This is a genomic window from Lentzea aerocolonigenes (assembly GCF_000974445.1).
Taxonomy (GTDB): Bacteria; Actinomycetota; Actinomycetes; order Mycobacteriales; family Pseudonocardiaceae; genus Lentzea; species Lentzea aerocolonigenes.
On sequence record NZ_BBOJ01000016.1, the window covers coordinates 101,922 to 124,160 of the forward strand.

Consider the following 22,239-nt stretch of genomic DNA (forward strand, 5'->3'; position numbering starts at 1 on the left):
AGCCCACGAACGACACACGTGTCCGAGATCAAGGTCGCGGAAGGTACGTTGCTGCTCTGCCCAACTGAGCTACAGCCGAAGTGGCTGGTGGGATTCGAACCCACGACCCGCCCATTAACAGTGGAAGTAACCCTCTGCTTCGCACCGGACACGTGTGAAGTTGTGTGCTCCCGAGATCAAGTCGCCGACGGTTTCCGGTTTTCGATTTGGTTTCGAAGAAGTATCCGTCGGCTTCGCACCGGGTGCGATTTCTATGCAACCACGCCGCGCCAGCGATTTAATTCCGGCCGGTGTGGAGTTTTTGGGCGCCCGAGATCGAGTCGCGGAAGGTGACTGCTCACCGAGGTGAGCGAAGACCGGCCGAGACCAGCTTCAGGAGTCGAACCTGAGGATGCCGAAGTAACCCTCCGCTGCGCACCGGGCGCACACTCATACAACCACACCGCGCCAGCGATTTTTCTAGGGCGCCGTCTTCACCAGCCGGCGGAGGAGGTAGAACAGTCCGACCGTGAGCAGAAAGCCGACGGCGCTGATCATCACGATCTGCTCGACGGTCTCGGCGCGTGACCCCGCGAACACGTAGGCAGTGCAAATCGGCACGGTGCCCATGAGCGTGAACAACATGAAATCCCGGAACGACACCCTGGACACCCCAGCGGACACCGAGACGGTCTCCGCCATCATCGGGATTCCCCGCGCCACCCCGAAGAACCAGGGCCCGAACTGGCGGCCCCAGCGCCGCATTTCGGTTAGTTCCTCAATGGTTACAACGCGGCGCACCAACCGCGGGCCGGAGTACCGGCCGAGGGCGTACCCTGCGGCAGAGGAACCCAGGGATCCGACGATCGCGAGTGCCAGCCCGAGAGGCAGACCGAGTGCCGTTCCCGCGAGCACGATGAGCGGAGTCGACGGCACGGGCAGCAGCACGTCCACGACGAGCAGGGCGAAGATCGCCACCGCCGCCCACACCGGGTCGATGCCGCGCACCCACGTCACGACCCCCTCGAAGTCGATGAGGTCGAACGCCTCGAACACGATCCAGCTCAGCAGCACGAAGCCGAGCACGACGGCCGGTATCCACTTCCACCGAACGCCCGTCTCATAACTCATCGGGTGATGGTCGCCCACCTCGATGCGCCGGACAATCCGCCAGTGGCGCAGGTTCCGCGAAGGAGACACACATGAGTGACGACCTGGTGCCGTTTCTCGGACACTGGGTGCTCGATCCGGCACGTTCCGCGTACACCGGCGGCACCCCTCCCCGAAGCGGCCACTACGACCTGCGCCTGGACGGAGAACGGCTGGTCGTCAGCATCGAAGGCGTGCTGGGATCGGGTGATCCCATCCGCACCGGGTACACATTGGACCTGTGGCAGGACACGCCGATGACCGTCGGCAAGGTCGACCGCGTGCGCACGGTCGTCGAGCCGAGACGGTTCTGCACGATCGCGTACGCGGGCGCGCAAGCGGTTGCGCGGGCCTGGCGGATCCTCGGCAACCTCAACGAGATGACGATCGTGCAGTCCGCACCGGACGCGTTCGGCGTGTGGCGTGACGACGTTTCCGTCTACCGCAGGCAGTTCTAGCGACCCTCGTGCCGGTCGAGCAGTGCCCGCAACGCCGCCATCTCCGCGGCGAGAGCGGTGCGGCCGGCGTCGGTGATGTGCAGCCACGTCTTGGGGCGCTTGCCCTCGTAGCCCTTCTCGACCTCGACCAGTCCGGCCTGCTCCAGCACGGAGATGTGCCGCGACAGGTTGCCCGCGGTCAGCTCCAGCGCCGACTTCAGGTACGTGAACTCCACTCGTTTCGCCTCGGCCGCGATGGTCAGCACGCCGAGCCGGTGGCGCTGGTGGACCGTGTCGTCCAGGCCGGCGGTGGGGTTGTCGCTCATCGTGCCGTCTCTCGTCGCACGAACCCGATGATCCCGCCCACGAGCAACACGAACGCGGGCAACGCCGTGCTCGCGTACTGCTCCACCGCCAGCGGCCAGTAGAAGCCGAACCGTCCCGCCTCGTTCACGAACAGCACGGTAGCGGCGAAGATCGCCGCAGTGACCGTGCACACCGCGCTGCGCTCCAGGTGGGCGAGGCCGGCCAGGCCCGCGGCGACCACGAACAGCGGGCCGTACGGGTAGATCGTGACGAGGTGCGCCAGGGCGAACAGCGCGAGCACCACGAGCGTGAAGCCGACGCTGCGCTTCCACCACGTCGCCGCCACGATCACCGCCACCGTGACCGGCAGTGCGATCTGCCAGCCCGCCCAGCCGAAGAACAGCTTGCTGAGCAACGGCACGCCGGCCAGCGGCAGCGCCAGCAGGAAGGCCGTGACCTGGGTGTAGATCCTGGTCGGCGTCTCCACGCCGACCTGCGCCGCGCGCCACTGGTACCACCGGACGACTGCGAGAAGGCCGCACACCAACGCGACGATCCAGTAGACGTCGACGGCGATGCTCGGCGACGCGGGCATGAACACGGGGCTGGTCATCATCTGGCCGCCGCTGGGGTGCAGCCAGTGGTAGAGCCACGGCATGTCCGACGAGCTCCACGTGCACGGTTTCGGCTCCACGAGCTCCGGGTTCACACCACTCTCGACGCACATCTTGCGCGCGTAGAACGGCGTGGACACCAGCGTGATCAAGCCGAACAGCAGGAACGGCAGCCAGTAGCCGTGTCGGTCCGCTCGGGCGCGTTTGCGCATGGCGGTCAGCTCGGTGAGCAGGTCCTTCGGGTCCTCGGTCATGGTCAGTCCCCCAACTGCACTCGACTGCAATCAGGTTTGCATTGCAAACCTGATTGGTCAAGGACGGGGTCGAAGACCTGGGCCCCGACGTCACCACCAGGCACGGGTCTTGACTCACGCAAGGCCGTCACGAAAGATCCGATGAATCGCCGCCGCGTAGACGTGACCGCACATCGAAGTGAGGTGCCCGAACGTGGTCGAAATCAACCGGCGCACGCTGCTCGGAGGCGCGTTGGCCGGGGTGGCGGGCAGTGCGCTGCTCCCTTCTGGCGCATCTGCGGCAGGCGGCTTCAACTGGCAGGACTTCATCGGGTCATCGGATCTCATCTGGAAGAAGATGCCCGCGACCTGGTTCGAGGGTCCGTACCTCGGCAACGGTTTCCTGGGCTCCGGCATCTACGCCGAGCCGGGCGCCAACGCCGTCAGGTTCAACGTCCAGCACTCCCAGGTGCAGGACCACCGGCCGGAGTTCGGGGCGCTGTTCGGCCTCGCCCGGCTGCCCATCGGCTACTTCACGCTCGAACCCGTCGGCGCGATCACGGCGGTCGACTGGCGGCTCGACCTGTGGAACGCCGAGCTCACCGGCACGATCACCACGGCGGCCGGCAGCCTGAGACTCCGCGCGTTCATCCACACCGAACGCGACCTCTACGCCATCGACGTGCAGGCCAGCGAGGGGGAGCGCGCGTTCAGGTGGGTCTTCCACCCGCTCAAGGCGATCAGCCCGCGCACCGACCCGAAGTGGAACCGCCCGGCGCCCGCCGGGTTCACCGACAACCCGCCCGTGCAGCTCACCAGCGCCGGTGACGTGCAGCTCGCGGTGCAGCCGTTGAACGCGGGCGGCGAACACGTGACGGCGTGGCGCGAGGTCACCCGCGGCACGAGACGCACGCTGTTCGCCAGCGTCGCCTGGTCGCACCCCGACAAAACCGCCGTGCGCAAGGCGATCGGCAACGTCCGGTGCGGCTCGGTCGAAGGGCTTGCCGTCGGCCACCGGCTGTGGTGGCACGACTTCTACCGCAAGAGCTTTCTGTCCATTCCGGACAAGCGGTTGCAGGCGTTCTACTGGATCCAGCTCTACAAGTTCGCCTCCGCGGCGCGGAAGGAGGCGCCCGCGATCGCCACCTGCGGCCCGTGGCTCGAGAACACGCCGTGGCCCAACACGTGGTGGAACCTCAACGTGCAGCTGGAGTACTGGCTGATCCACGGCTCGAACCACGTCGACTTCGACGCCGTCACGCACTCGGTCGACAAGTACCGCGACGTGCTCGTCGAGCAGGTTCCCGCCGAGTACCGGCACGACTCCGCGGGCATCCCGCGCACCACCGACACCGTGCTGAACAACGGTGCGGGCATCGGCAACTCCGGTTACGGCGTCGGCATTCCCGGCCAGGACGTGCCGACGCCCGAGGTGGGCAACCTGACCTGGACGCTGCACAACGTCTGGCTCACCTACCGGCACACGATGGACGACCGCGTGTTGCGCAACGTGCTGTTCCCGTTGCTGCGCAGGGCGATCAACTACTACTTCCACTTCCTGGCCAAGGGGGCGGACGGCAAGTATCACCTGCCGATCACGTTCTCTCCCGAGTACGGCGTGAACGCGCCGGACTGCAACTACGACCTCGCGCTGATCCGGTGGGGCTGCCAGACGTTGCTGGAGTCCGCGAAGTCCTTGCGCGTCAACGATCCGCTGATCCCCAAGTGGCAGGACAGCCTCGCGAACCTCACGCCGTACCCCGTCGACCAGAACGGGTACATGATCGGCGCGGGCGTGCCGTTCGCGAAGTCTCACCGGCACTACTCGCACCTGCTGCAGATCTACCCGCTGTACGAGGTGACTTGGGAAGATCCGTCGAAACGTCAGCTGATCGAGACCTCGCTCAACCACTGGATCAGCTTCGAGGGTGCGTTGCAGGGCTACACGTTCACGGGTGCGGCGTCGATCAGCGCGCAGATGCTGCGCGGCGACAAGGCGGACTTCTACCTCGGCGAGCTGATGCGCCGGTACATCAAGCCCAACACGATGTACCAGGAGTCCGGACCGGTCATCGAAACACCGCTCTCAGCTGTGCAGTCCGTGTACGACATGCTCTGCCAGAGCTGGGGCGGGGTGATCCGCGTCTTTCCCGCGGTGCCGTGGCCCGAGATCTCGCTCGACAACTTCCGGACGCAGGGCGCGTTCCTGCTGTCGGCGTCACGGCAGAAGGGCGTCACGCGGTGGATCAAACTCCGCAGTGAGGCAGGCGCGCCGTGTGTCGTCCGGACGGACATCAAGGATCCTGTCGTGCGTGACCGTTCGGGCCGGCCGAAGCGCTTTTCGGTGCTGCCCAACGGAGATCTGCGCATCGAGCTGCGGCGCGGTGAGGAGGCCGTCGTTCACCGGTCCGGCGACAGGCCGGAGCTGGAGGTGGGCCCGGTGATCGGTGCTCCGGCGCCGTCGTGGGGTCTGCCAGGGTAGAGACGTCACCGGTGTTCCAGCGCGACGGCGGTGCGCTGGAACACCGGTGACGCGGACTAGAAGTCGAACACCTTGCCAGTGTGGACGTGCAGCACGCACGGGTTGGAGTAGTCCTGCTCGAAGGAGACCTTTTTGCCGCGCCACGTGCCCTTCAGTGTGGCTCTGGTCATGTTGAGCTCCATGGTGCACATGACGTCGGGGGCGGGCTTCATCTTGGTGAAGTCGCCGTCCACGCGTGCGAGTGCCGCACATGCCTGGTTGGCGTTCTTGTGCAGCCCACCGGGGGGATCGCAACGCAGCTTCGTGGTGCTGGGCGTGCTGAACGTGCCCATCTCCGACCGCATCGACAGCACCAAGCCGGTCGCGGCCCGAGGCGCCGCGGCACCGGCCGTCACGGGGACGAGCGATGTGGCGAGTGCGAGAAAGGCAAACAGAAGTCGAGTCCTTGCCATACCGCAACTGTGACTCCGCAAGGACCCGGATCTCCATTCATACCAGCGGTATGCACCAGATCGTGTAGCCCGCCTCAAGGGTGTGCAACTAGACGCCGGTGGATTCCGTCCCGGCGAGTGCGGCGGCGACCTGCTCACCCACCGCTTTCATGCCACTGGCATTCGGGTGAACCGGGAACGCGAGCCGGGTGGGGATGAGGCCCTCCACCCACTTGTCCCACGGCGCCGCGCACACGTCGCGGCCGAGGCTGATGTCGTACGGGTTGACCCAGCCGGCGCCCGCGGCGTTCGCCTGGGCGGCGAGCATGCCGTTGAGCAGCTGCTGCATGTTGTCGAGGTACGGCACGTCACCGCTGGCGATGGGCACGAGCGGCCAGCAGCCCTGCGCCGGCGGGAGAATGCGCAGGTAGCCGACGACCACGATCCTGGCGTTCGGTGAACGCTGCTTGATGCCCTTCAGGACGGCCGCGACCTTCGGTGCGGTGGCGTTGATGCGCCGGGCCAGTTCGTCGCCGTAGAGGGCCTTGCAGGGGGCGCCGTGCGGGTCGAGCAGGCCGCGGCTCGCGCACGTCGTGATGATCTCGCTGAACCCGATGTCGTTGCCACCGATGGAGATCGTGACGAGGTCGGTGTCGGCTTTCAACGCGGACAGCTGCGGCACCGACTGGCCGGGGAAGCCGCTCTGCACGCCCTCCACGTCCTTGGTCTGCGCGCCACCGCAGGAGATGTCGGTGAAGTTCGCGATGCCGAGACGGCGGGCGAGCACGGACGGGTAGTTCTGGGTGGACTTGAAACAGCTCAGCGGGTCGAGGCGCTGGACGGGGATGAACGGACCGGAGACGAACGAATCTCCGAGTGAGACGTAGTTCCGGTAGGTCGTGGCGGCGCTGGCGTGCGGGACCAGCAATGCCGCGATCAGGGCCGTGAGCAGGGAAACGACAGTCACTCGGCGCGTCATTGCTACCTCGTTACTGAAGAGTAGGAACGTAGGACGAAGGGTGACCGGACCATTGCGCAGTGTCAATCCCTCGACCAGGCTGGAACGATGACGGGGGTACGCAAAGTAGCTGTGGCTTCTGCGGTCGGTAACACGATCGAGCTGTACGACTTCCTGCTCTACGGCACAGCGTCGGCGCTGGTGTTCAACAAGATCTTCTTCCCGCAGTTCGACTCGCGCGTCGGCGTGCTGCTGGCGTTCGCCACTTTTGGCGCGGGTTTCGTGGCCCGGCCGCTCGGCGGCGCGGTGATCGGGCACTTCGGCGACCGGCTCGGGCGCCGCGCGATGCTCGTGATCACCCTTTCGGTGACGGGGCTCGCCACGGCGTTGATCGGGCTGTTGCCGTCCTACGCCTCGATCGGCATCTGGGCACCGGTGCTGCTGGTGCTGCTGCGGATCGTGCAGGGCTTCTTCATGGGCGGCGAACAGGGCGGCGCGTCCCTCATGGCCGTCGAGCACGCGCCACCAGGACGCCTGGGCTGGTACGGCAGCTGGGTGTTCATCGGCTCGCCGATCGGTCTGGTGCTCGCGAACCTCGCGATGTACCTGTCGTCGAAGGCGTCCGGCCCCGGATTCCTGACGTGGGGCTGGCGGCTGCCGTTCCTGTTCTCGATCGTGCTGGTCGGCATCGGCGTCTACATCAGGCTGCGGGTGCCGGAGAGCCCGCGCTTCACCCGCACCGAGAAGTCCAGGACGCCGCTCGCCGAGGTGGTGCGCACGCGGTGGCGGGTGCTGCTGCTCGGCGCCGGCGTGAACCTCGGGTTCCAGATCTTCATCTTCGTGCTGTCGGTGTTCACCATCAACTACGGCCGCACGGAACTGCGGCTGTCGCCGGACGATCTCCTGGTGGCACAGGTGCTCGGAGGACTCGCGCAGGTGGTGTCCCTGCCCGTGTTCGCCTGGATGTCGGACCGGATCGGGCGGCTGCCCGTGATGTTCGGCGGCGCGGTGTTCCAGGCGGCCTTCGCGTTCCCGATGTTCTGGTTGATGGACGCGCAGTGGTTCACCGCGGCGATCGTGCTCGGCTTCATCGGCTCCGGCGCGTTGTTCGGGCCGATGGCCGCCTATTTCGCCGAGCTGTTCCTCACCCGCGTGCGGTACAGCGGGGTGGCGTTGAGCTACCAGCTCGGCGCCGTGCTCGGCGGTGGCCTGGCGCCGTTCGTCGCGACTTCGTTGCTGGGCTGGGGAACCTGGGCCGTCGCGGTCTACCTGATCGCGGGTGCCGTGATGTCCGGCGTGTGCCTGCTGGTGATCGGCTCAGCACACGAGGCGGAGCCGGCGGGCGGCGAGTCCGATGCTCAGCCGCTGACCCCAGCCGAGGCGTAGCGCGTCGCTCTCGATGCCGTCGCCGAACGCCACGAGCCCGTCGGACTCGACGTCGATCGTCAGCGGTTCGCCGGTGATCTCGCCTTCGGTGTGCTCGATGCCGGTGCTCGGCGACGGCCACGCCTCCCGGACGAACCAGACGAGCCTGGGCTCGGTCGGTTGCGGGAGGGCGAGGGTGCTCTTCCGTTCGCGGTGCGCACTCGAGCACCAGCCCGTGGCGCCCGTGCCGCTGCCGACGAGGATGCCGGACGAGGCCTGGCGTTCCTGGTGGATCCGGTACCGGCTGGTCTGGTGGCTCGGGTGGCCGACGTAGATCTCGTTGAGCGCGTGGAGGGTCTGGCCGTCGTCCGTCCGCACCTCGACCATCGTGCGGTCTTCGGTGTTGTTCGTGCCGTGCAGGAGTTCCGCCGCCTGCGAAGGGGCGTGCTTGGCGAGCACGCCCTGCTCGGGGTTGATGCCGATCACGGGCTGGCCGTCGAGGTACTTGGCGACGTTGGCGACCAGCCCGTCCTGCCCGACGATGACGACTACGTCCTCGGGCGCGAACAGGAACCGCGACAGGTCTTCCCTCTCGACCACGCCGCGGCGCCAGTCCAGCGGGATTGCGGCGCTGACCTCTCCCAACGCTTTGCGGGCCTGCTGGTCACGGTGCACCACCTCGTCCAAAGTTCTGTTGCGGGACTTCAGGAAGAACTCGACCTGGCCACGGGTGCCGTGTCGTGCCAGCAACTCTGTCAGCTCGGTGCGCCTGTGCACCAGCACAATTCTCGGCGCGAGGCTCATCGCGCGAGCCGTTGCAGGATCGGCTGGATGACGTCCGGCGTGAGCGTGATGCTGCCGATCTCCGGCAGGTTGCCCGCGAGCTCCTTGGCAGCGAGGGCGAGCAGGGTGGCCTGGGGAACTTCCTTGTAGGCGTCGAGGCGAGCCTTCTCACCGGCGGCCTCTGCTTCCGCGAGCTTGCGGATGCCGTCCGCCTTGGCGTCGTCGGCGATTCGGCTGGCCCTGGCGTGGTCTTCTGCCTTCTTGAGCGCGTTCGCACCTCGTTGCACGACGAGGAGCTCTTCTCGTTTCGCGAGCTCGATCTGGTTCTGCAGCTCGTTCTCGCTGATCGCGCGCTCGCGTTCGACGGCGATGGCGCGGCGCTCGTAGGTCGCCTTGTCGGCTTCCTGCTGGACCTTCTCGCGGATGGTGGTCTGGAGGGCCTTCTCCACGTCGGCGTCGGGGCGGATGGCCACCACGCGGATGTCGATGATCTCCAGGCCGATGTGCGCGGCGGTGAGGTTGCTCGTGGTCGCTTCCTTGACCCGTTCGACGCCGACCCGCAAGGCCGTCTCCAGGTCGAGGGTCGCGAGGATCCGGAGGGCGTGCTGCTGGGTGCTCTCGGTCAGCGTGTTCGCGATCTGGCTCAACGGGTCCTGGCGCCAGGTACCGGTGTCGGGGTCGATCGAGAAGTCGATGCGGGTCGTCGCGGTTTCGGGGTCGGTGCAGCGGTAGGTGACGGTGAGCTGGACCGTGACGTCCTGGTAGTCCTTCGTTCTGGCGTGGAAGAGCATGGGGAGCTCGCGGTCGTCCACCGGGACTTCTGACAGGACTGCGGTTCTCGGGCGGAACCAGAAGCTCAGGCCCGTGCCTTCGTGGATCAGCTTGCCCTTGCGGATGTGTCTGATGTGGACCGTGGGGGCTCCTCGCAGGTGCCTGAGTCCAGGGTAAGTACTGATGTCGGCCATCTTCGTCTCCTTGGTGGGGTGCTGTTGGGAACGGTCTCGCTGACCGTCGAGCTGCTTGTCGTCTAACTGACGATAAGCCTATACTCGGGGGCGTGTACTCGCCAAGTGATTTCCCTCCCTTCGCTGTCACGGTCGATCTGGTGGTGCTGACCGTGCGGTCTGACGCGCTGTGCGCGCTGCTGGTTCGCCGTGGGGAGGCGCCGTATCGGGGGCGGTGGGCGTTGCCTGGGGGGTTCGTGCAGGTCGACGAGTCCGTGGATGCTGCCGCTGTCCGGGAGCTGGCTGAGGAGACCGGGGTGTCCGGGCTGCATCTGGAGCAGCTCGGGACCTATGGGGAGCCTCGGCGGGATCCACGGATGAGGGTGGTGTCCGTGGCCTATCTGGCGTTGGCGCCGGATTTGCCTGTGCCGGTGGCTGGGACGGATGCGGCTGCCGCCTCTTGGGTGCCCGTGTCAGAGGTGGGCGCGTTGGCTTTTGATCATGCGCGGATCTTGGCGGATGGGGTGGAGAGGGCTCGGGCCAAGCTGGAGTACACGCCGTTGGGGACTGCGTTTTGTTCTGCGGAGTTCACTGTGGCTGAGTTGCGGCGGGTCTACGAGATCGTGTGGGGGGTTTCGTTGGATCCTCGCAACTTTCATCGCAAGGTGACTGGGGTTGAGGGGTTGTTGGTTCCTACTGGGGGGAGTACTTCTCGGGATGGGGGGCGGCCGGCGGCTTTGTATCGGCGGGGGGATGCTGTTGTGTTGTATCCGCCGTTGGTGCGCGCGTCGGGGGCGTAGGTCGTCTCCCTGGTGCGTTGGCGGCTGCCTGTTTCGTGTCCGATAGGTGGTTGGGTTGGGCGGGTTCCGTTCCTGTTTCAAGATTTCTGGGGCGCCGCCCCAGACCCAATGCCGCGTAGCTTAAGTTGATCTTGCTGTGTCCGGTTGGAGGAAGTAGAACCGGATGGTGGCGGGTCCGGGGTGGCGTGTGCTGGCGGGTTCGTCGTGCTGTTTGACGCGGTAGCTGTTGTGGCGCATGCGTTTGACGGCGCGGGGGCAGGTGCGGTGCCGGCGGGGTGGGATGCGCATGCCCGCGATGCGGTCGAGGATGCGGGGTAGGTGGTCAGTCCAGTCCTGAGGGGGGAATGGTGGCGGTGCCGGTAGCAGTGCGGCGGATCAGGCGCAGGGTCTGGGTGTAGGAGATCCGGTCGGGGTCCAGCTCGGCGGCGGTGGCGGCCTGGGTGATCAGGGTGGTGATGGCGTGGTGGGTGATCAGCCAGGCCCAGATCTCCTGGTAGGCCAGTTCGGGTAGCCGGGAGCGCAGGACGCGGCCGGGGCCGCGGAGGTGGGTTTTGGCCTGGTCGTTACCGGTTTCGTGTTCCCATCGCTGGTGGTAGGCGTCGGCGAGTTCGTCGGCTCGGGCGTGGTCGGGGTCGAGGATGGTGGTGAGCAGGGTGATGATCTCGCCGGTGCCGTTGCCGTCCCGGTCGGGCACGTCGTACTCGATCACCCGAGCCCACTGGCCGTCACTGGGGTGGATGGCGTGTCCGGCGCGGGCGGCGGCGGTCACACGGTCCCGTCGTTCGCGTTTGTGGGTTTTCGGGTTGGACAGCATGGTCAGGTAGGTGCCGTCGGCCAGGACCCGTACCACCGGCAGCTCCAGCTGGGTCGGTGCCCGCCACAACAACGCAGCCCCCGTGGCGGCGGCGGATTCCCAGGCGGGCCAGGAGTAGAAGTTGCGGTCCGCGGTCAGCAACTCGTCGGCTTGCAGCCGTGGATACAGCTTGCCCGCCAACGTTTTCTCGCTCGTGGCGTAGGTGCCGATCTCGGCGGCGAGCAAGGCGTGCGTGCCGCACTCGGTGAGTGTCACCACCCGTGCTTTCGGGAACGCCGAGCGGCTCTCGCCGGTGCCGGCGTAGCCGAACTCGGCGGCGTTGGCCTCGCTGTCGGGCAGGTCGGCCTCGAACCCGTCGACCGCGACCAGCCGCCAGTCCCGCAGCCACGCCCCGCGAGCCCGGCCGGTCGCGAGCATGCCCGCCATCGGGCCCGATTCCCCGCCCGCCGGACCGCAGACCCGCTCGAAAATCTCACGAAAGACGGCAGGGCCCAGGCGTTTGCGGGCCTGGGTGATCGCACTCGAGGTCGGCGGCGTCCACGAGGCGTCCCAGCAGCCCCACCGGTCCAGCGACCCCGTCACCCTGGCCGCGACCTCGGTGTAGTCATCGTCGCTGAACAGGCACAACGCCATCGTCAGATACGCCACCACATGCGGCGGCAGCTTCCCATCCGAGCGGCGCGCACCGGCCCCGCACGCCGCGATCGCCTCGTCCACCGCGTCCCGCGGCACCGCCGTGACCAGCACACCCAGCGACACCTGATCCGGTAAGGCCACAGCCGTAGTCACGACCACAGACCGTGCCAGCCTTCGGCGTGATGATCACGTCACCACGCCGACCCGCCAGCACAGCACCAAGATCAACTTAAGCTACGCGGCATTGGGTCTGGGGCGGAGCTCCCAGAAATCAGCAGATGGTTGCGGACTCAACGTGCCCACCTACGAACACGAAACCGGCAGTCGCCGACGCAACAGGGGGACGACCCACGAAACCAAGGCGGGACCCAAACACCCACCCTGACCAGCCAAAACCCAAACCACACAGAAACTCCACAATTTCTCCGAAATCCGGCGCAACGAGCAGCCACCTCGTACGTCTATGTGGGTGTCGCAAGCAGCACAGCCGAGGAACGTTCGGGGCGGTCCAAGGCAAGGGGAGCAGCCTGCAGACGAAGGGGAGCGAAGGGACGGCGGGGGCCTAACTTCGCGGCGAGGTGCGGCCGGACCGAACGGGAGAGCGGTCCGGCCGCACTGTCTCGCCACCACGGAATCAGCGCCCCACCGCAGGTCAGCCGAGCTGAACCGCAGGTCAGGCCCGACCCGTCAAAAATTGTCAGACCCCCAGAGCATCATCGACCGCATGGTGACCACCACCCCAGCGAAGAAGCTCAAATGGACCACGTACTGGCAGCCGTCCTGCACGAACGCGTGTTCGCATCACTCGCCCAGCTGGAATCCCCGGAAACCCACCGTCTGGTGGCAGCCTGGCGCACCCTGCTCCAAGACCACAGGCAAACCGACTCCGGAGCCTGCAAGGCGTGCGGCCCGAGATGGCGCAGGCACATGTGCTCGGTCTGGCGGGTAGCGACGGCCTACTTCATCCGCCATCCCCACAGCGACGCCAGGGCACCTGACCGCTAGCGGGACGATCGCGAACAGGGCGACCGCAAGACAGGGTGACCGCACGAAGACCATTGTTGGAAGGCCCTCGCGGGAAGGACGCCGTGAGAAGGCCGGGAGCGCCGCCGGCAGAAGGCGATCGCGAGAAGCCACCGCGGGAGAAGAAGGCCACCGCGAGAAGCCCACCGCGAGAGGTCCTGCTCCAAGAAGGCGACCGCGAAGATCCCGGATCGCTGGAGCCGCGCTCAAGCCCGGCCAACAGAAGAGGCTCCTGAGCCCCAAGAGGCCACTGAGGCCCCTGAACCGCCTGCACCCACACCCGGAGGTGGCCCAGCAACATCAACCCGCGAGAAAGCTACTGAGCCGTAGTTCAGAACCCGTCGAACCAAAGACCCACCCGGAACCGTCCCGAACCGGTCCCCGCGAAGCCGAAACCCGGCAACCCCGAACTGGCGAAACACTCGACCAGACCCGGCAACCCCGAACTGGCGAAACACCCGACCAGACTTGGCAACGCCGAACCGGCGAAACACCAGGACCCGGCAACCCCGAACCGCAGCAACGCCCAGCCAGGAACCGCAACCCAGAACCGGAGGCCGCACCCACGACCCAGAACCCACAACCCGAACCGGGACCAACCCCAGATCAGGCCAACCCGAAAATCAGACCGTCACACCACGAGCGTTGAGCCACGTGAGCGGGTTGATCTTCTGGCCGCCGGGGTTCCACACCTCGAAGTGCAGGTGGGGACCGGTGGAGAACCCGCGGTTGCCCATCCGGGCGATCTGCTGGCCGGCCTTGACCGCCTGGCCCTCGCGGACGTTGAACGAGTCGACGTGCCCGTAGACGGTGATCGTGCCGTCCTCGTGCTGCACCCGGACCCAGAGTCCGAACCCGGACGCCGGGCCGGCCTCGATCACGACGCCGTCAGCGGCGGAGAGGATCGGGGTGCCGATCGGGCCGGCGATGTCGATGCCGAGGTGCATGGTGCCCCAGCGGCCGCCGTAGCCGGAGGTGAACTCGCCGGCGGCGGGGCGGACGAACTTCGGGCGCTTCTTCTCGGCCTCTTCGGCCTCGCGCTGGGTGGTGAGCTGCTGGCTGCGCAGGAGCTTCGCGGCCTCGGCGGAGCCTTCGGAGGTCGTCTTCGAGACGGCGAGGATCTGCGGGGCGGGGGCGGTGTCGCCTCCCTGGCCGGTGAACGCGGCGGAACCGTCGGTGTGGTTCGCGAGCTGGACGTCCTTGCTGTCGTCCGCGGCGGCTTGCAGGGTCTGGCCTGCGCCTGCGGCGGCGAAAGCGCCTACTGCGACGGCGGCGACGACGATGCGTCCGCGGAGCGCCGACGGTGGCGGGGGGAGCCGGTGGGAGCTGACGGTGCGCGTGGAGGCGCGGTCGACCGCCTCATCGAGCGCAGCACTGCGTTCATGGCCGCCGGGGGAGCGGTGGTGACTCAAAGCTTGCCCTTCCGCCTTCGGGGAGCCTGATCGGTGGACTGCCGGGCGGGGGATTCCCGGTGAGCCAGGTTTCGGGGTTCTGACTCGGTGTCCTTCTGTGATCAGACCGTGACAACGGACCGGGGGACAGTAACGGCGGGGAGCCTCAGAGGGCAAACCCCAGTTCGTTATGTCCTCCGAACAGGCGGCAACCAGGAGGTTTCAACTGTCAACTGTGACCGTCGGTCACGCCGGGCGGGCGACACGCCTCGCCGCCAGCGGCGATGGGGTGACCGGTTGAGTCGTCCGATCGGGTGATGGCCGTCACAACTACGTGAAGGGTCCTCGTGTCAACTGGCAAAGAAAGGTGACCTGAATCACGTATCTGGTGCTCCTCGACGACCAACGACGAGTGCTCCAGCCGGGCGTTGCGCTGAGGGACGATGATCTGATCCATCTCCGACCAGACCACGACGAACCGGGTGCGGCACGGCCGGCACGGCTCGGCGAGCTCCTCGAGCAGATCGGAGCCCGGTCGCAGCTGCTTGGTGAGCGGAGTCGGCAGGACGTAGGCGGCGAGCGTGCCGCTGTGCGGGGTCCCCAGGGTCACGAGAGTGCGGACGCGTACGTCGCCGTGCAGCCGCTGCACGTAATACCTGGCGATGAGGCCGCCGAGCGAGTGGCCGACGACGTGCACCTGGTCCGCGCCGGTCTGCTCGCAGATCCGCTCGATGTGCGCACCCAGCAACGCGGCCGAGCGGCGGACGTCCCCGGTCAACGCCGTCAGCACGCTGTAGTTGATGGCGTGCACGACCCCGAAGCCCCGCCTTCGCAGTGCCCCCGACAGCACCGCGAAGGCGGAGCGGTTGTCCCCGATGCCGTGCACCAACACGATCGGGGTGCCCGCCGCGTCCATCGCCGAAACCACCAGTCCGCGCTGCCGGGGCGGCAGGCCGTCGGTGCGGTAGTGCCGGAACTGGCCGTCCTGGCGCAGCTGCTCGGTGATCGCGCCCCACGGGTAGAGCACCGCGTGGGCCGTCAGCCAGGCCGCTTCCATCGCGACTCCACGCATCCCGCCAGGTGTGGCCATGGCGCGCAACGCGACTTTCACCTCTTCGGCGACGTCGCGCGCCGTGTGCACTCCCCAACCGGCACGGTCGAGCACGACGTCAGTCAGACGCGTGATCCACGACCGGCCGTTGTCGCTCATATGAGCGACGGTAGGTGATGAACTCACCGGCTAGGAGTATCCGGCGGATGTTTTCCACATGCGAACGAATTTCGTCTCACATGGTTGCAGCCCATCGCCGCGCGACCGGACGCACAGCACACGGAACCCAACGCCTGACTTGCTAGGTTCGCCCGCGATGACTCGAACCGAGCTCGAGAACCAGACCCCGGCCGCCGCCAGGCTGCGCACCTCGTGGACCCTGCTCGCGGCAGGCTCCCTCCTCACCGCTGCGGGCCCGCTGCTCGGCGTGGTCGACGGCGCGCAACCCGCCTACACGTCGTGGCCGCTGCTCGCCCTGCTGGCGCTGTTGCCGCCGGTCGTCGCGGGTGTCCTGCTGTTCCGCGGCAGGCCGTTCGTGGCGGCGGGGCTGATCGCCGCGGTGGGCGTCTTCGCCGTCGGCCGCCTGGTGAGCGACCTGCAGATCGCGGCCGACGCGATGGCGGTGGCGCGACCGGAGCTCTTCCGGCCCGCCACGCTGATCGCGGTCACCCCCTCCGCGGGGCTGTGGCTGCTGATCGCCGGGCACGCGCTGGTGATCGCGGGCGGCCTGCTGGCGGCGGGCCGGGCCGGGATGCCCGCGGACGAGTCGGAGCCGCCCGGGCTCGTGGCGGTGCACGTGATCATCGCTTTCTGGGCGACGGTCGGGCTCCTGGGCAAGCCGTTCACCTCGGCCGACCCGTTCCAGCTCGACCGCGGCCCGTGGGACCTGCCGGTGATCGGGCTGACGGGTGGTCTGCTGATCGCGCTCGCCGCGCCGCTCGCCACGGCGCTCGCGGCCAGCTCGCCCGACCCGGACACCCGCGAGGGCGGTGTGTACGGCGTGACGCTCGCCCTGGTGGCCGTGTCGCTGCCGCCACTGGTGGCCGGGGCGGCCGCGCCCGGTCTCGGGCTGGCCGTGGGACCGCTGATCACGCTGTCGGCGGCGTTGCTGCTGCCCGCGGTGCCCCTGCTGGCCCGGCTCTGGCGGCTGGTGCGCGGCAAGCGCGACGAGACGAGGGACCTCACGCTGCCGTCGGTGCGGCGCATGCACGTCACGGCGGGTGTCTTCGCGGTGCTCGCCGCCCTCGCCATGATCGGTGGCGCGCTCGCACCGCAGCTCGTCCTCTCCACCGGAGGCCCGGCGCCGGAGCTGGCGTCCGCGAACCTCCTGTGGCCGGGCGCCATCGCGCTCGCCCTGCTGGGACTGGCCCTGTTCGTGCCGTCGACCGCCGGCGTGGTGCGCCCCGCGCTCCTGTTCGGCTACCTCGCGATGCAGTTCGCCGCAGCGGGCGCCACCCAGCCGGTGGTGTCCGCGAGCCAGGCCGGAATCGCGCAGCCGGGCGCGGGCTTCTGGCTGATGATCCTCGTGGCGCCGTTCGGGATCCTCGCGCTCATCTGCGCGGGTCTCGCCGGTGCCGTCGAGCGCGAGAACACGGTTCTGCCCACCAAACGCGAGCAGTTGCCGATGACCGAGCTCGGCGCGGTGCTGCTGGCAGGGCTGTTCGCGGTGGGCGCGTTCGCGTTGCCGAACGTGCGCGGCGACAACTACACGGCCCCGACGCTGGTCCCCGGCAACGACCCGGTCGTGTCGGCGGCCCTCATCTCTTCTCTCGTGTGGCTGATCGTCGGGCTCGTGGTCGCGTTCCGGTCGAGGCCCGCCCGCGGTGCCGCGGTGCTCGCGGGTGCTGTGCTGCTGGTCGGCATCCGGGCACTGGAGCTGCCGCTCACCGGAGACAAGGTCGTGGGCGCGGTGGCGGGTCCCGGCACGTGGCTCGCGCTCGCGTCGTGCGCGGCGCTGCTGGTGGCCGCCGGCTTGATGGGAGCCCGCGCAACGCGGTGAAAGTGGTCCTGCGCACGCCTTGTCCTCTATACGCGCGCGCACGCGTGATCGACCTCACCGCCGTTGAGACCGACCTCACCAGGTGTGGCGTGCGAGCGGTAGCCGCAGCTCGATAGTGTCTGGGCCCAGCCGCGTCAAGTGGGTTCGCTTGGCCCCTTGAGGACCACCCAGGCGCGGTGTTCCGACACCGACGTCGCAGGAGACCCGAGTGGACCTGTACGAGTACCAGGCGAAGGACCTCTTCGCCGCCCACGGCGTCCCGGTACTGCCGGGCGATGTGGCCACCAACCCCGCCGACGCCAAGGCCATCGCCGCGAAGTTCGGCCAGCCGGTCGTCGTCAAGGCCCAGGTCAAGACCGGCGGCCGCGGCAAGGCCGGTGGTGTGAAGCTCGCTTCCACCGCCGAGGAGACCGAGGAGAAGGCGACCGCCATCCTCGGCCTGGACATCAAGGGGCACATCGTTCACCGCGTGCTGGTGACGCCTGCCTCCGACATCGCGGAGGAGTACTACTTCTCCTTCCTCCTCGACCGCGCCAACCGCACCTTCCTCGCCATGGCGAGCGTTGAGGGCGGCATGGACATCGAGGAGGTCGCGGCCACCAAGCCCGAGGCCCTCGCGAAGATCCACATCGACGCCATCAAGGGTGTCGACGCGGCCAAGGCCAAGGAGATCGCCGACGCGGCGAACTTCCCGGCCGAGGTCAAGGACCAGGTCATCGACGTCATCGTCCAGCTGTGGGAGACCTTCGTCGCGGAGGACGCCACGCTCGTCGAGGTCAACCCGCTGGTCCGCGACCCGCAGGACAAGATCGTCGCGCTCGACGGCAAGGTCACGCTCGACGAGAACGCCGACTTCCGCCACCCGGCGCACGCCGAGCTGGTCGACAAGGCGGCGGAGAACCCCCTCGAGGCGAAGGCCAAGGAGAAGGGCCTCAACTACGTCAAGCTCGACGGCGAGGTCGGCATCATCGGCAACGGCGCCGGTCTCGTGATGTCCACTCTGGACGTCGTGGCGTACGCCGGTGAGCAGTACGGCGTGAAGCCCGCGAACTTCCTCGACATCGGCGGCGGCGCGTCCGCCGAGGTCATGGCGAACGGCCTGGACGTCATCCTCGGCGACGAGGCCGTGCGTTCGGTGTTCGTCAACGTCTTCGGTGGCATCACCGCGTGCGACGCCGTGGCCAACGGCATCGTGAAGGCGCTGGAGATCCTCGGCGACGGGGCCACCAAGCCGCTCGTCGTCCGCCTCGACGGCAACAACGTGGAGGAGGGCCGCGCGATCCTCGCGGAGGCCAACCACCCGCTGGTGACCGTTGTCGACACGATGGACAACGCGGCCGCGAAGGCCGCCGAGCTCGCGGCTGCGGGGGTCTGAGAACGATGGCTATCTTCCTCAACGAGAACAGCAAGGTCATCGTCCAGGGCATGACCGGTGCCGAGGGCACCAAGCACACCAAGCGCATGCTCGCGTCCGGCACGAACATCGTCGGTGGCGTGAACCCGCGCAAGGCCGGCGAGAAGGTCGACTTCGACGGCACCGTGCTCCCGGTCTTCGGCACCGTCAAGGAGGCCATGGAGGCCACCGGCGCGAACGTGACCGTGATCTTCGTGCCGCCGGCCTTCTCCAAGGCCGCCGTGCTCGAGGCGATCGACGCCGAGATCGAGCTGGCCGTCGTCATCACCGAGGGCATCCCGGTGCACGACACCGCCTACTTCTGGGCGCACGCCGTCGCGACCGGCAACAAGACCCGCATCATCGGCCCGAACTGCCCCGGCATCATCAGCCCCGGCAAGTCGAACGCCGGCATCATCCCCGCGAACATCGCGGGCAGCGGCAAGATCGGTCTGGTGTCGAAGTCCGGCACCCTGACCTACCAGATGATGCACGAGCTGCGGGACTTCGGTTTCTCCACCGCGATCGGCATCGGTGGCGACCCGATCATCGGCACCACGCACATCGACGCCCTCGAGGCCTTCCAGGCCGACGACGAGACCGTCGCGATCGTGATGATCGGTGAGATCGGCGGCGACGCCGAGGAGCGCGCCGCGGCGTACATCAAGGAGAACGTGACCAAGCCGGTCGTCGGCTACGTCGCGGGCTTCACCGCCCCCGAGGGCAAGACCATGGGCCACGCCGGCGCCATCGTCTCCGGCTCGGCGGGCACCGCTCAGGCGAAGAAGGAGGCCCTCGAGGCCGCCGGCGTCAAGGTCGGCAAGACGCCGTCCGAGACCGCCGCTCTGATGCGCGAGATCATGCAGAACCTCTGATGCTCGTGTCGTGCCGAATGAGCGAAGCCCATTTTCGGCACGACATGGACCTGTTCTGTGTGGCGAAACAGCACTTCGAGCACCCCAAGGGCCGGATTCCGAGTACTTTCGGAGTCCGGCCCTCGCTCGTGTGGCGGAACCATCATGATCCGGTCATCGTCTGAGCAACAGCATCGGCTAGCGTCGTCGGACGCACCCTGGTTGGAGGAGGAGACCTCAACATGTCCGTGCCTTACGGCGCACCCCAACAGCAGCCGCCGGGTCCGGCACAGCACCAGGCACCTCATCAGGCCCCTGGCGCCCCCGGCGCCAACAACATCAACCTCGGCCTGATCCTCCCGCTGGTCGCGGCGGGCCTCGGGCTCGTCGCGTACCTCGTCGCGTTCGCGGACGACGTCAGCGGCAACGTCACGTACCTGCTCGCCGCGGGCATGCTCGCGGGGCTCTCGGTGCTGCCGAGCATCCCCAAGGGCTTCGTGCCGGTCGGCGCGATCCTGGCGGCCGTGCAGACGCTGCTGCAGCTGCAGGGCATCATCAAGTCGCCGTCCGTGCAGGGCCTCGACATCGTGCTGCTCATCGTCGCGCTGCTGGAGACGGCGGCGATCGTGCTCGCCTTCCTGCTCGCCGAGGGCATCGTGAAGTTCGAGCCGAAGCCCGCGAACCCGTACGCCGGTCAGCCCGGTCAGGGTCAGCCGGGTGGCTGGAACCCGCAGTCCGGCGCGTTCCCGCAGCAGGGCCAGCAGCAGCACCAGCACCAGCAGCAGGCCCCGCAGCAGCCGCAGTTCGGCCAGCAGCAGTTCGGTCAGCAGCCGCAGCAGCCCGCGCAGCCGGGTCAGCCGCCGCAGCAGACCAGCTTCATGCCGCAGCCTGGCCAGTTCGGCTCGCCGGGCACGCCGCCCGGTGGCTTCGGCGGACCGCAGCAGTAAGACCGTTCGACTTCAGGGGTGGTGCCGGGATTCACCGGCACCACCCCTGTCGCATACCCCGGCGTGCCTGCGTCGAACGGCCCAGCCGGCCTGACACAGTGGAGAAGTGCCCGTGCTGCAACGCGACGTGACCCGCGAGGTCACCACCGTGCGTCCGCCGGAGTTCTCGCGGTCCGAACGCATGCGCGTGCTCGTCGCGGCCGCGGTCGGGTCGGTGGTCGTCGGGTACGCGGCGGTGGCCGCGCTCCTCGCCCTGGTCTCCGCGACGGCCACGTACGCCGAGTTCTCCACGGCCGGCGTGCTCAGCGCCGCCGCGCCCGCCTGGCTGGCCGCGCACCACGTGCCGTTGCGCTTCGACGCCGGTCAGCTCGGGGTGTTGCCGCTGCTGCCCACCGCGTTGCTGATGCTGCTCGTCGGCCGCACCGCCGCGGGCACGGCCGACCGCCTGGGGCTCTACGAACCGCTTCAGGCACGTGGTGTGGTGCTGAGCATCTCCGGCGCCCACGCTGTCGTCGGCGGTTCGATCGCCCTGCTGATGGGTGAAGGCGTCGTGCGCGCCACGCCCGCCGTCGCGTTCTTCGGCTGTGCTGCCGTGTCCGGTCTCGCCGCCACGATCGGCGTCGCCCGTCGCTGCGGCCTGGTCGAGATGGTGTTCGACAAGCTCGACCCGGTGGCGCTGCACGGTCTGCGCGCCGGGTTCATGGCGTTGTTCGCGCTGGTCAGCGTGGGCGCGCTGGCGGTGGCGGCAGGGCTTGCGGTCTCGTGGCCCACGACGAGCGGGCTCTTCGCGGAGGCGGGGCCGTCGCCCGGCGTCGGGCTCGGGGTGTTCCTGCTGTGCGTCGGCTATCTCCCGAACGCGATCATCGCCGGGTTCTCCTACGTCGCCGGTGCCGGGTTCTCGCTGGGCGGGGTCGAGGTCTCGCCGATGCGGTTCGTCGGCGGCCCGGTGCCTCCGGTGCCGCTGCTGGCGGCGATGCCGGAGACCGCGGCGGTGTGGAGTCCCGTGGTGCTGGTGGGTGCGGCGGCGATCGGTGTGTTCGTCGGCTGGACCTGCCGCAAGGTCTCCGACCGGCCGGCCTCGCGGTTCCGCGCGGTGCTGGTGGCCGCGATCACCGCCGCCGTGGGCAGCCTCGTGCTCGCCGCCACGGCCGGTGGACGGCTGGCGGCCGGCGCGTTCGACCCCGTGACGGTGCCGGCGGGCCTGCTCGCGCTGCTCGTGGCGTTGTGGGTGCTGGTGCCCGGCGTGCTGGTCGCGTGGCTCGCCGGGGCGCGCTCGAAGCCCGTGGTGGCGGACGGTGAGGCGGAGTTCGTCGAGCCCGACTACGACGAGGAAACCTCCGACGAGGACGTCGTGTTCGAGGACGACGAGCTCACCGAACAGTTCGAGCAGCTCGAAGTGGTGGACGAGGACGAGTTCGAGGTCGAGGAAGATCTCGAGGACGACGACTACTACGACGAGGACGAGTACGACGAAGACGTTGCGGACGAAGAGGAAGAGCCCGTCGAGGAAGACGCAGAAGAACCCCTCGAAGAAGAGGAGGACTTCGAGGCGGAGTTCGACGAGATGCTCGGCATGGAGTCCGAGGAGGACCTGGACGGCAAGCCGGAACGGTGACGTCATAGGCTGCCCCTGAGCTGCTGCAACCCCAC

Annotated in this window: 19 protein-coding genes; 9 read left to right on the forward strand and 10 right to left on the reverse strand. The window is 68.1% G+C overall.

From position 1 onward, the window contains the following. Positions 1-459: 459 nt before the first annotated feature. Positions 460-1,110 (reverse strand): TVP38/TMEM64 family protein, encoded by a 651-nt coding sequence (locus tag AOM45_RS29480; RefSeq protein WP_156094201.1) that lies wholly within the window; start codon positions 1,108-1,110, stop codon positions 460-462. Between the two features lie 71 nt (positions 1,111-1,181). Here AOM45_RS29480 and AOM45_RS29485 point away from each other — a divergent pair, with 71 nt between their 5' ends. Continuing rightward, entirely contained in the window at positions 1,182-1,586 is a 405-nt protein-coding gene (locus AOM45_RS29485) for a hypothetical protein (RefSeq protein WP_030471341.1), read from the forward strand. Here the strand turns inward: AOM45_RS29485 and AOM45_RS29490 are convergent. Together AOM45_RS29490 and AOM45_RS29495 are read right to left on the reverse strand one after the other, a co-directional pair. Next, on the reverse strand, positions 1,583-1,891 hold the full coding sequence (locus tag AOM45_RS29490; RefSeq protein WP_030471342.1) for a winged helix-turn-helix domain-containing protein: 309 nt from the start codon (positions 1,889-1,891) through the stop codon (positions 1,583-1,585). The two genes, AOM45_RS29485 and AOM45_RS29490, sit on opposite strands and share 4 nt — an antisense overlap. Then, positions 1,888-2,739 carry a hypothetical protein gene (locus AOM45_RS29495; RefSeq protein ID WP_030471343.1) on the reverse strand — a complete coding sequence of 284 codons (852 nt, stop codon included), beginning with the start codon at positions 2,737-2,739 and terminating at the stop codon, positions 1,888-1,890. Before AOM45_RS29495 ends, AOM45_RS29490 begins: the two co-directional genes overlap by 4 nt. Before the next feature lie 193 nt (positions 2,740-2,932). Here AOM45_RS29495 and AOM45_RS29500 point away from each other — a divergent pair, with 193 nt between their 5' ends. Continuing rightward, positions 2,933-5,200, forward strand: coding sequence for a glycosyl hydrolase family 95 catalytic domain-containing protein (locus AOM45_RS29500; RefSeq protein WP_030471344.1), 2,268 nt, complete (start codon positions 2,933-2,935; stop codon positions 5,198-5,200). A gap of 56 nt (positions 5,201-5,256) precedes the next feature. Here AOM45_RS29500 and AOM45_RS29505 read toward each other — a convergent pair whose 3' ends face one another. Beyond that, positions 5,257-5,595, reverse strand: coding sequence for an SSI family serine proteinase inhibitor (locus tag AOM45_RS29505; protein ID WP_051784333.1), 339 nt, complete (start codon positions 5,593-5,595; stop codon positions 5,257-5,259). A gap of 145 nt (positions 5,596-5,740) precedes the next feature. Continuing rightward, positions 5,741-6,610, reverse strand: a complete 870-nt coding sequence (locus AOM45_RS29510) for an SGNH/GDSL hydrolase family protein (RefSeq protein ID WP_035912536.1) — start codon at positions 6,608-6,610, stop codon at positions 5,741-5,743. Positions 6,611-6,697: 87 nt separating this feature from the next. On the opposite strand from AOM45_RS29510, the gene AOM45_RS29515 reads away from it, so the two are divergent. Continuing rightward, entirely contained in the window at positions 6,698-7,975 is a 1,278-nt protein-coding gene (locus AOM45_RS29515) for an MFS transporter (protein WP_030471347.1), read from the forward strand. Here the strand turns inward: AOM45_RS29515 and AOM45_RS29520 are convergent. Both AOM45_RS29520 and AOM45_RS29525 read right to left on the reverse strand, forming a co-directional pair. After that, the gene (locus AOM45_RS29520) at positions 7,907-8,731 is read right to left on the reverse strand and encodes a diacylglycerol kinase catalytic domain-containing protein (protein ID WP_236703872.1); all 825 of its coding nucleotides are present in this window, start codon (positions 8,729-8,731) and stop codon (positions 7,907-7,909) included. The two genes, AOM45_RS29515 and AOM45_RS29520, sit on opposite strands and share 69 nt — an antisense overlap. Positions 8,732-8,754: 23 nt before the next feature. After that, the gene (locus AOM45_RS29525) at positions 8,755-9,702 is read right to left on the reverse strand and encodes an SPFH domain-containing protein (RefSeq protein ID WP_030471349.1); all 948 of its coding nucleotides are present in this window, start codon (positions 9,700-9,702) and stop codon (positions 8,755-8,757) included. A 92-nt stretch (positions 9,703-9,794) separates the two neighbouring features. Here AOM45_RS29525 and AOM45_RS29530 point away from each other — a divergent pair, with 92 nt between their 5' ends. Next, positions 9,795-10,481, forward strand: coding sequence for an NUDIX hydrolase (locus AOM45_RS29530; RefSeq protein WP_035912539.1), 687 nt, complete (start codon positions 9,795-9,797; stop codon positions 10,479-10,481). 322 nt (positions 10,482-10,803) lie between these two features. Here the strand turns inward: AOM45_RS29530 and AOM45_RS29535 are convergent, their stop codons facing one another. The 3 genes from AOM45_RS29535 to AOM45_RS29545 form a co-directional block, all read right to left on the reverse strand. Continuing rightward, the gene (locus AOM45_RS29535; RefSeq protein WP_082157644.1) at positions 10,804-12,102 is read right to left on the reverse strand and encodes an IS4 family transposase; all 1,299 of its coding nucleotides are present in this window, start codon (positions 12,100-12,102) and stop codon (positions 10,804-10,806) included. Between the two features lie 1,475 nt (positions 12,103-13,577). After that, positions 13,578-14,366 carry a M23 family metallopeptidase gene (locus tag AOM45_RS29540; RefSeq protein WP_030470845.1) on the reverse strand — a complete coding sequence of 263 codons (789 nt, stop codon included), beginning with the start codon at positions 14,364-14,366 and terminating at the stop codon, positions 13,578-13,580. 208 nt (positions 14,367-14,574) lie between these two features. Beyond that, the gene (locus AOM45_RS29545; RefSeq protein ID WP_236703874.1) at positions 14,575-15,555 is read right to left on the reverse strand and encodes an esterase/lipase family protein; all 981 of its coding nucleotides are present in this window, start codon (positions 15,553-15,555) and stop codon (positions 14,575-14,577) included. A 157-nt stretch (positions 15,556-15,712) separates the two neighbouring features. Here AOM45_RS29545 and AOM45_RS29550 point away from each other — a divergent pair, with 157 nt between their 5' ends. The 5 genes from AOM45_RS29550 (at position 15,713) to AOM45_RS51175 (ending at position 22,204) form a co-directional block, all read left to right on the forward strand. Further along, positions 15,713-17,395 (forward strand): hypothetical protein, encoded by a 1,683-nt coding sequence (locus AOM45_RS29550; RefSeq protein ID WP_051784253.1) that lies wholly within the window; start codon positions 15,713-15,715, stop codon positions 17,393-17,395. 208 nt (positions 17,396-17,603) lie between these two features. Beyond that, positions 17,604-18,770 (forward strand): ADP-forming succinate--CoA ligase subunit beta, encoded by a 1,167-nt coding sequence (gene sucC / locus AOM45_RS29555; protein ID WP_030470842.1) that lies wholly within the window; start codon positions 17,604-17,606, stop codon positions 18,768-18,770. Between the two features lie 5 nt (positions 18,771-18,775). Beyond that, on the forward strand, positions 18,776-19,663 hold the full coding sequence (sucD, locus tag AOM45_RS29560) for a succinate--CoA ligase subunit alpha (protein ID WP_030470841.1): 888 nt from the start codon (positions 18,776-18,778) through the stop codon (positions 19,661-19,663). A gap of 221 nt (positions 19,664-19,884) precedes the next feature. Beyond that, positions 19,885-20,589 carry a DUF5336 domain-containing protein gene (locus AOM45_RS29565; RefSeq protein WP_030470840.1) on the forward strand — a complete coding sequence of 235 codons (705 nt, stop codon included), beginning with the start codon at positions 19,885-19,887 and terminating at the stop codon, positions 20,587-20,589. Between the two features lie 106 nt (positions 20,590-20,695). After that, positions 20,696-22,204, forward strand: coding sequence for a cell division protein PerM (locus AOM45_RS51175; RefSeq protein WP_030470839.1), 1,509 nt, complete (start codon positions 20,696-20,698; stop codon positions 22,202-22,204). Positions 22,205-22,239: the final 35 nt, after the last annotated feature.

Coding starts and splice junctions, on each gene's coding strand:
- sucD (WP_030470841.1), top strand. CDS start 18,776: ATGGCTATCTTCCTCAACGAGAACAGCAAGGTCATCGTCCAGGGCATG.
- AOM45_RS29510 (WP_035912536.1), bottom strand. CDS start 6,610: ATGACGCGCCGAGTGACTGTCGTTTCCCTGCTCACGGCCCTGATCGCG.
- AOM45_RS29485 (WP_030471341.1), top strand. CDS start 1,182: ATGAGTGACGACCTGGTGCCGTTTCTCGGACACTGGGTGCTCGATCCG.
- AOM45_RS29515 (WP_030471347.1), top strand. CDS start 6,698: ATGACGGGGGTACGCAAAGTAGCTGTGGCTTCTGCGGTCGGTAACACG.
- AOM45_RS29565 (WP_030470840.1), top strand. CDS start 19,885: ATGTCCGTGCCTTACGGCGCACCCCAACAGCAGCCGCCGGGTCCGGCA.
- AOM45_RS29525 (WP_030471349.1), bottom strand. CDS start 9,702: ATGGCCGACATCAGTACTTACCCTGGACTCAGGCACCTGCGAGGAGCC.
- AOM45_RS29495 (WP_030471343.1), bottom strand. CDS start 2,739: ATGACCGAGGACCCGAAGGACCTGCTCACCGAGCTGACCGCCATGCGC.
- AOM45_RS29480 (WP_156094201.1), bottom strand. CDS start 1,110: ATGAGTTATGAGACGGGCGTTCGGTGGAAGTGGATACCGGCCGTCGTG.
- AOM45_RS29550 (WP_051784253.1), top strand. CDS start 15,713: ATGACTCGAACCGAGCTCGAGAACCAGACCCCGGCCGCCGCCAGGCTG.
- AOM45_RS29545 (WP_236703874.1), bottom strand. CDS start 15,555: ATGAGCGACAACGGCCGGTCGTGGATCACGCGTCTGACTGACGTCGTG.
- AOM45_RS29490 (WP_030471342.1), bottom strand. CDS start 1,891: ATGAGCGACAACCCCACCGCCGGCCTGGACGACACGGTCCACCAGCGC.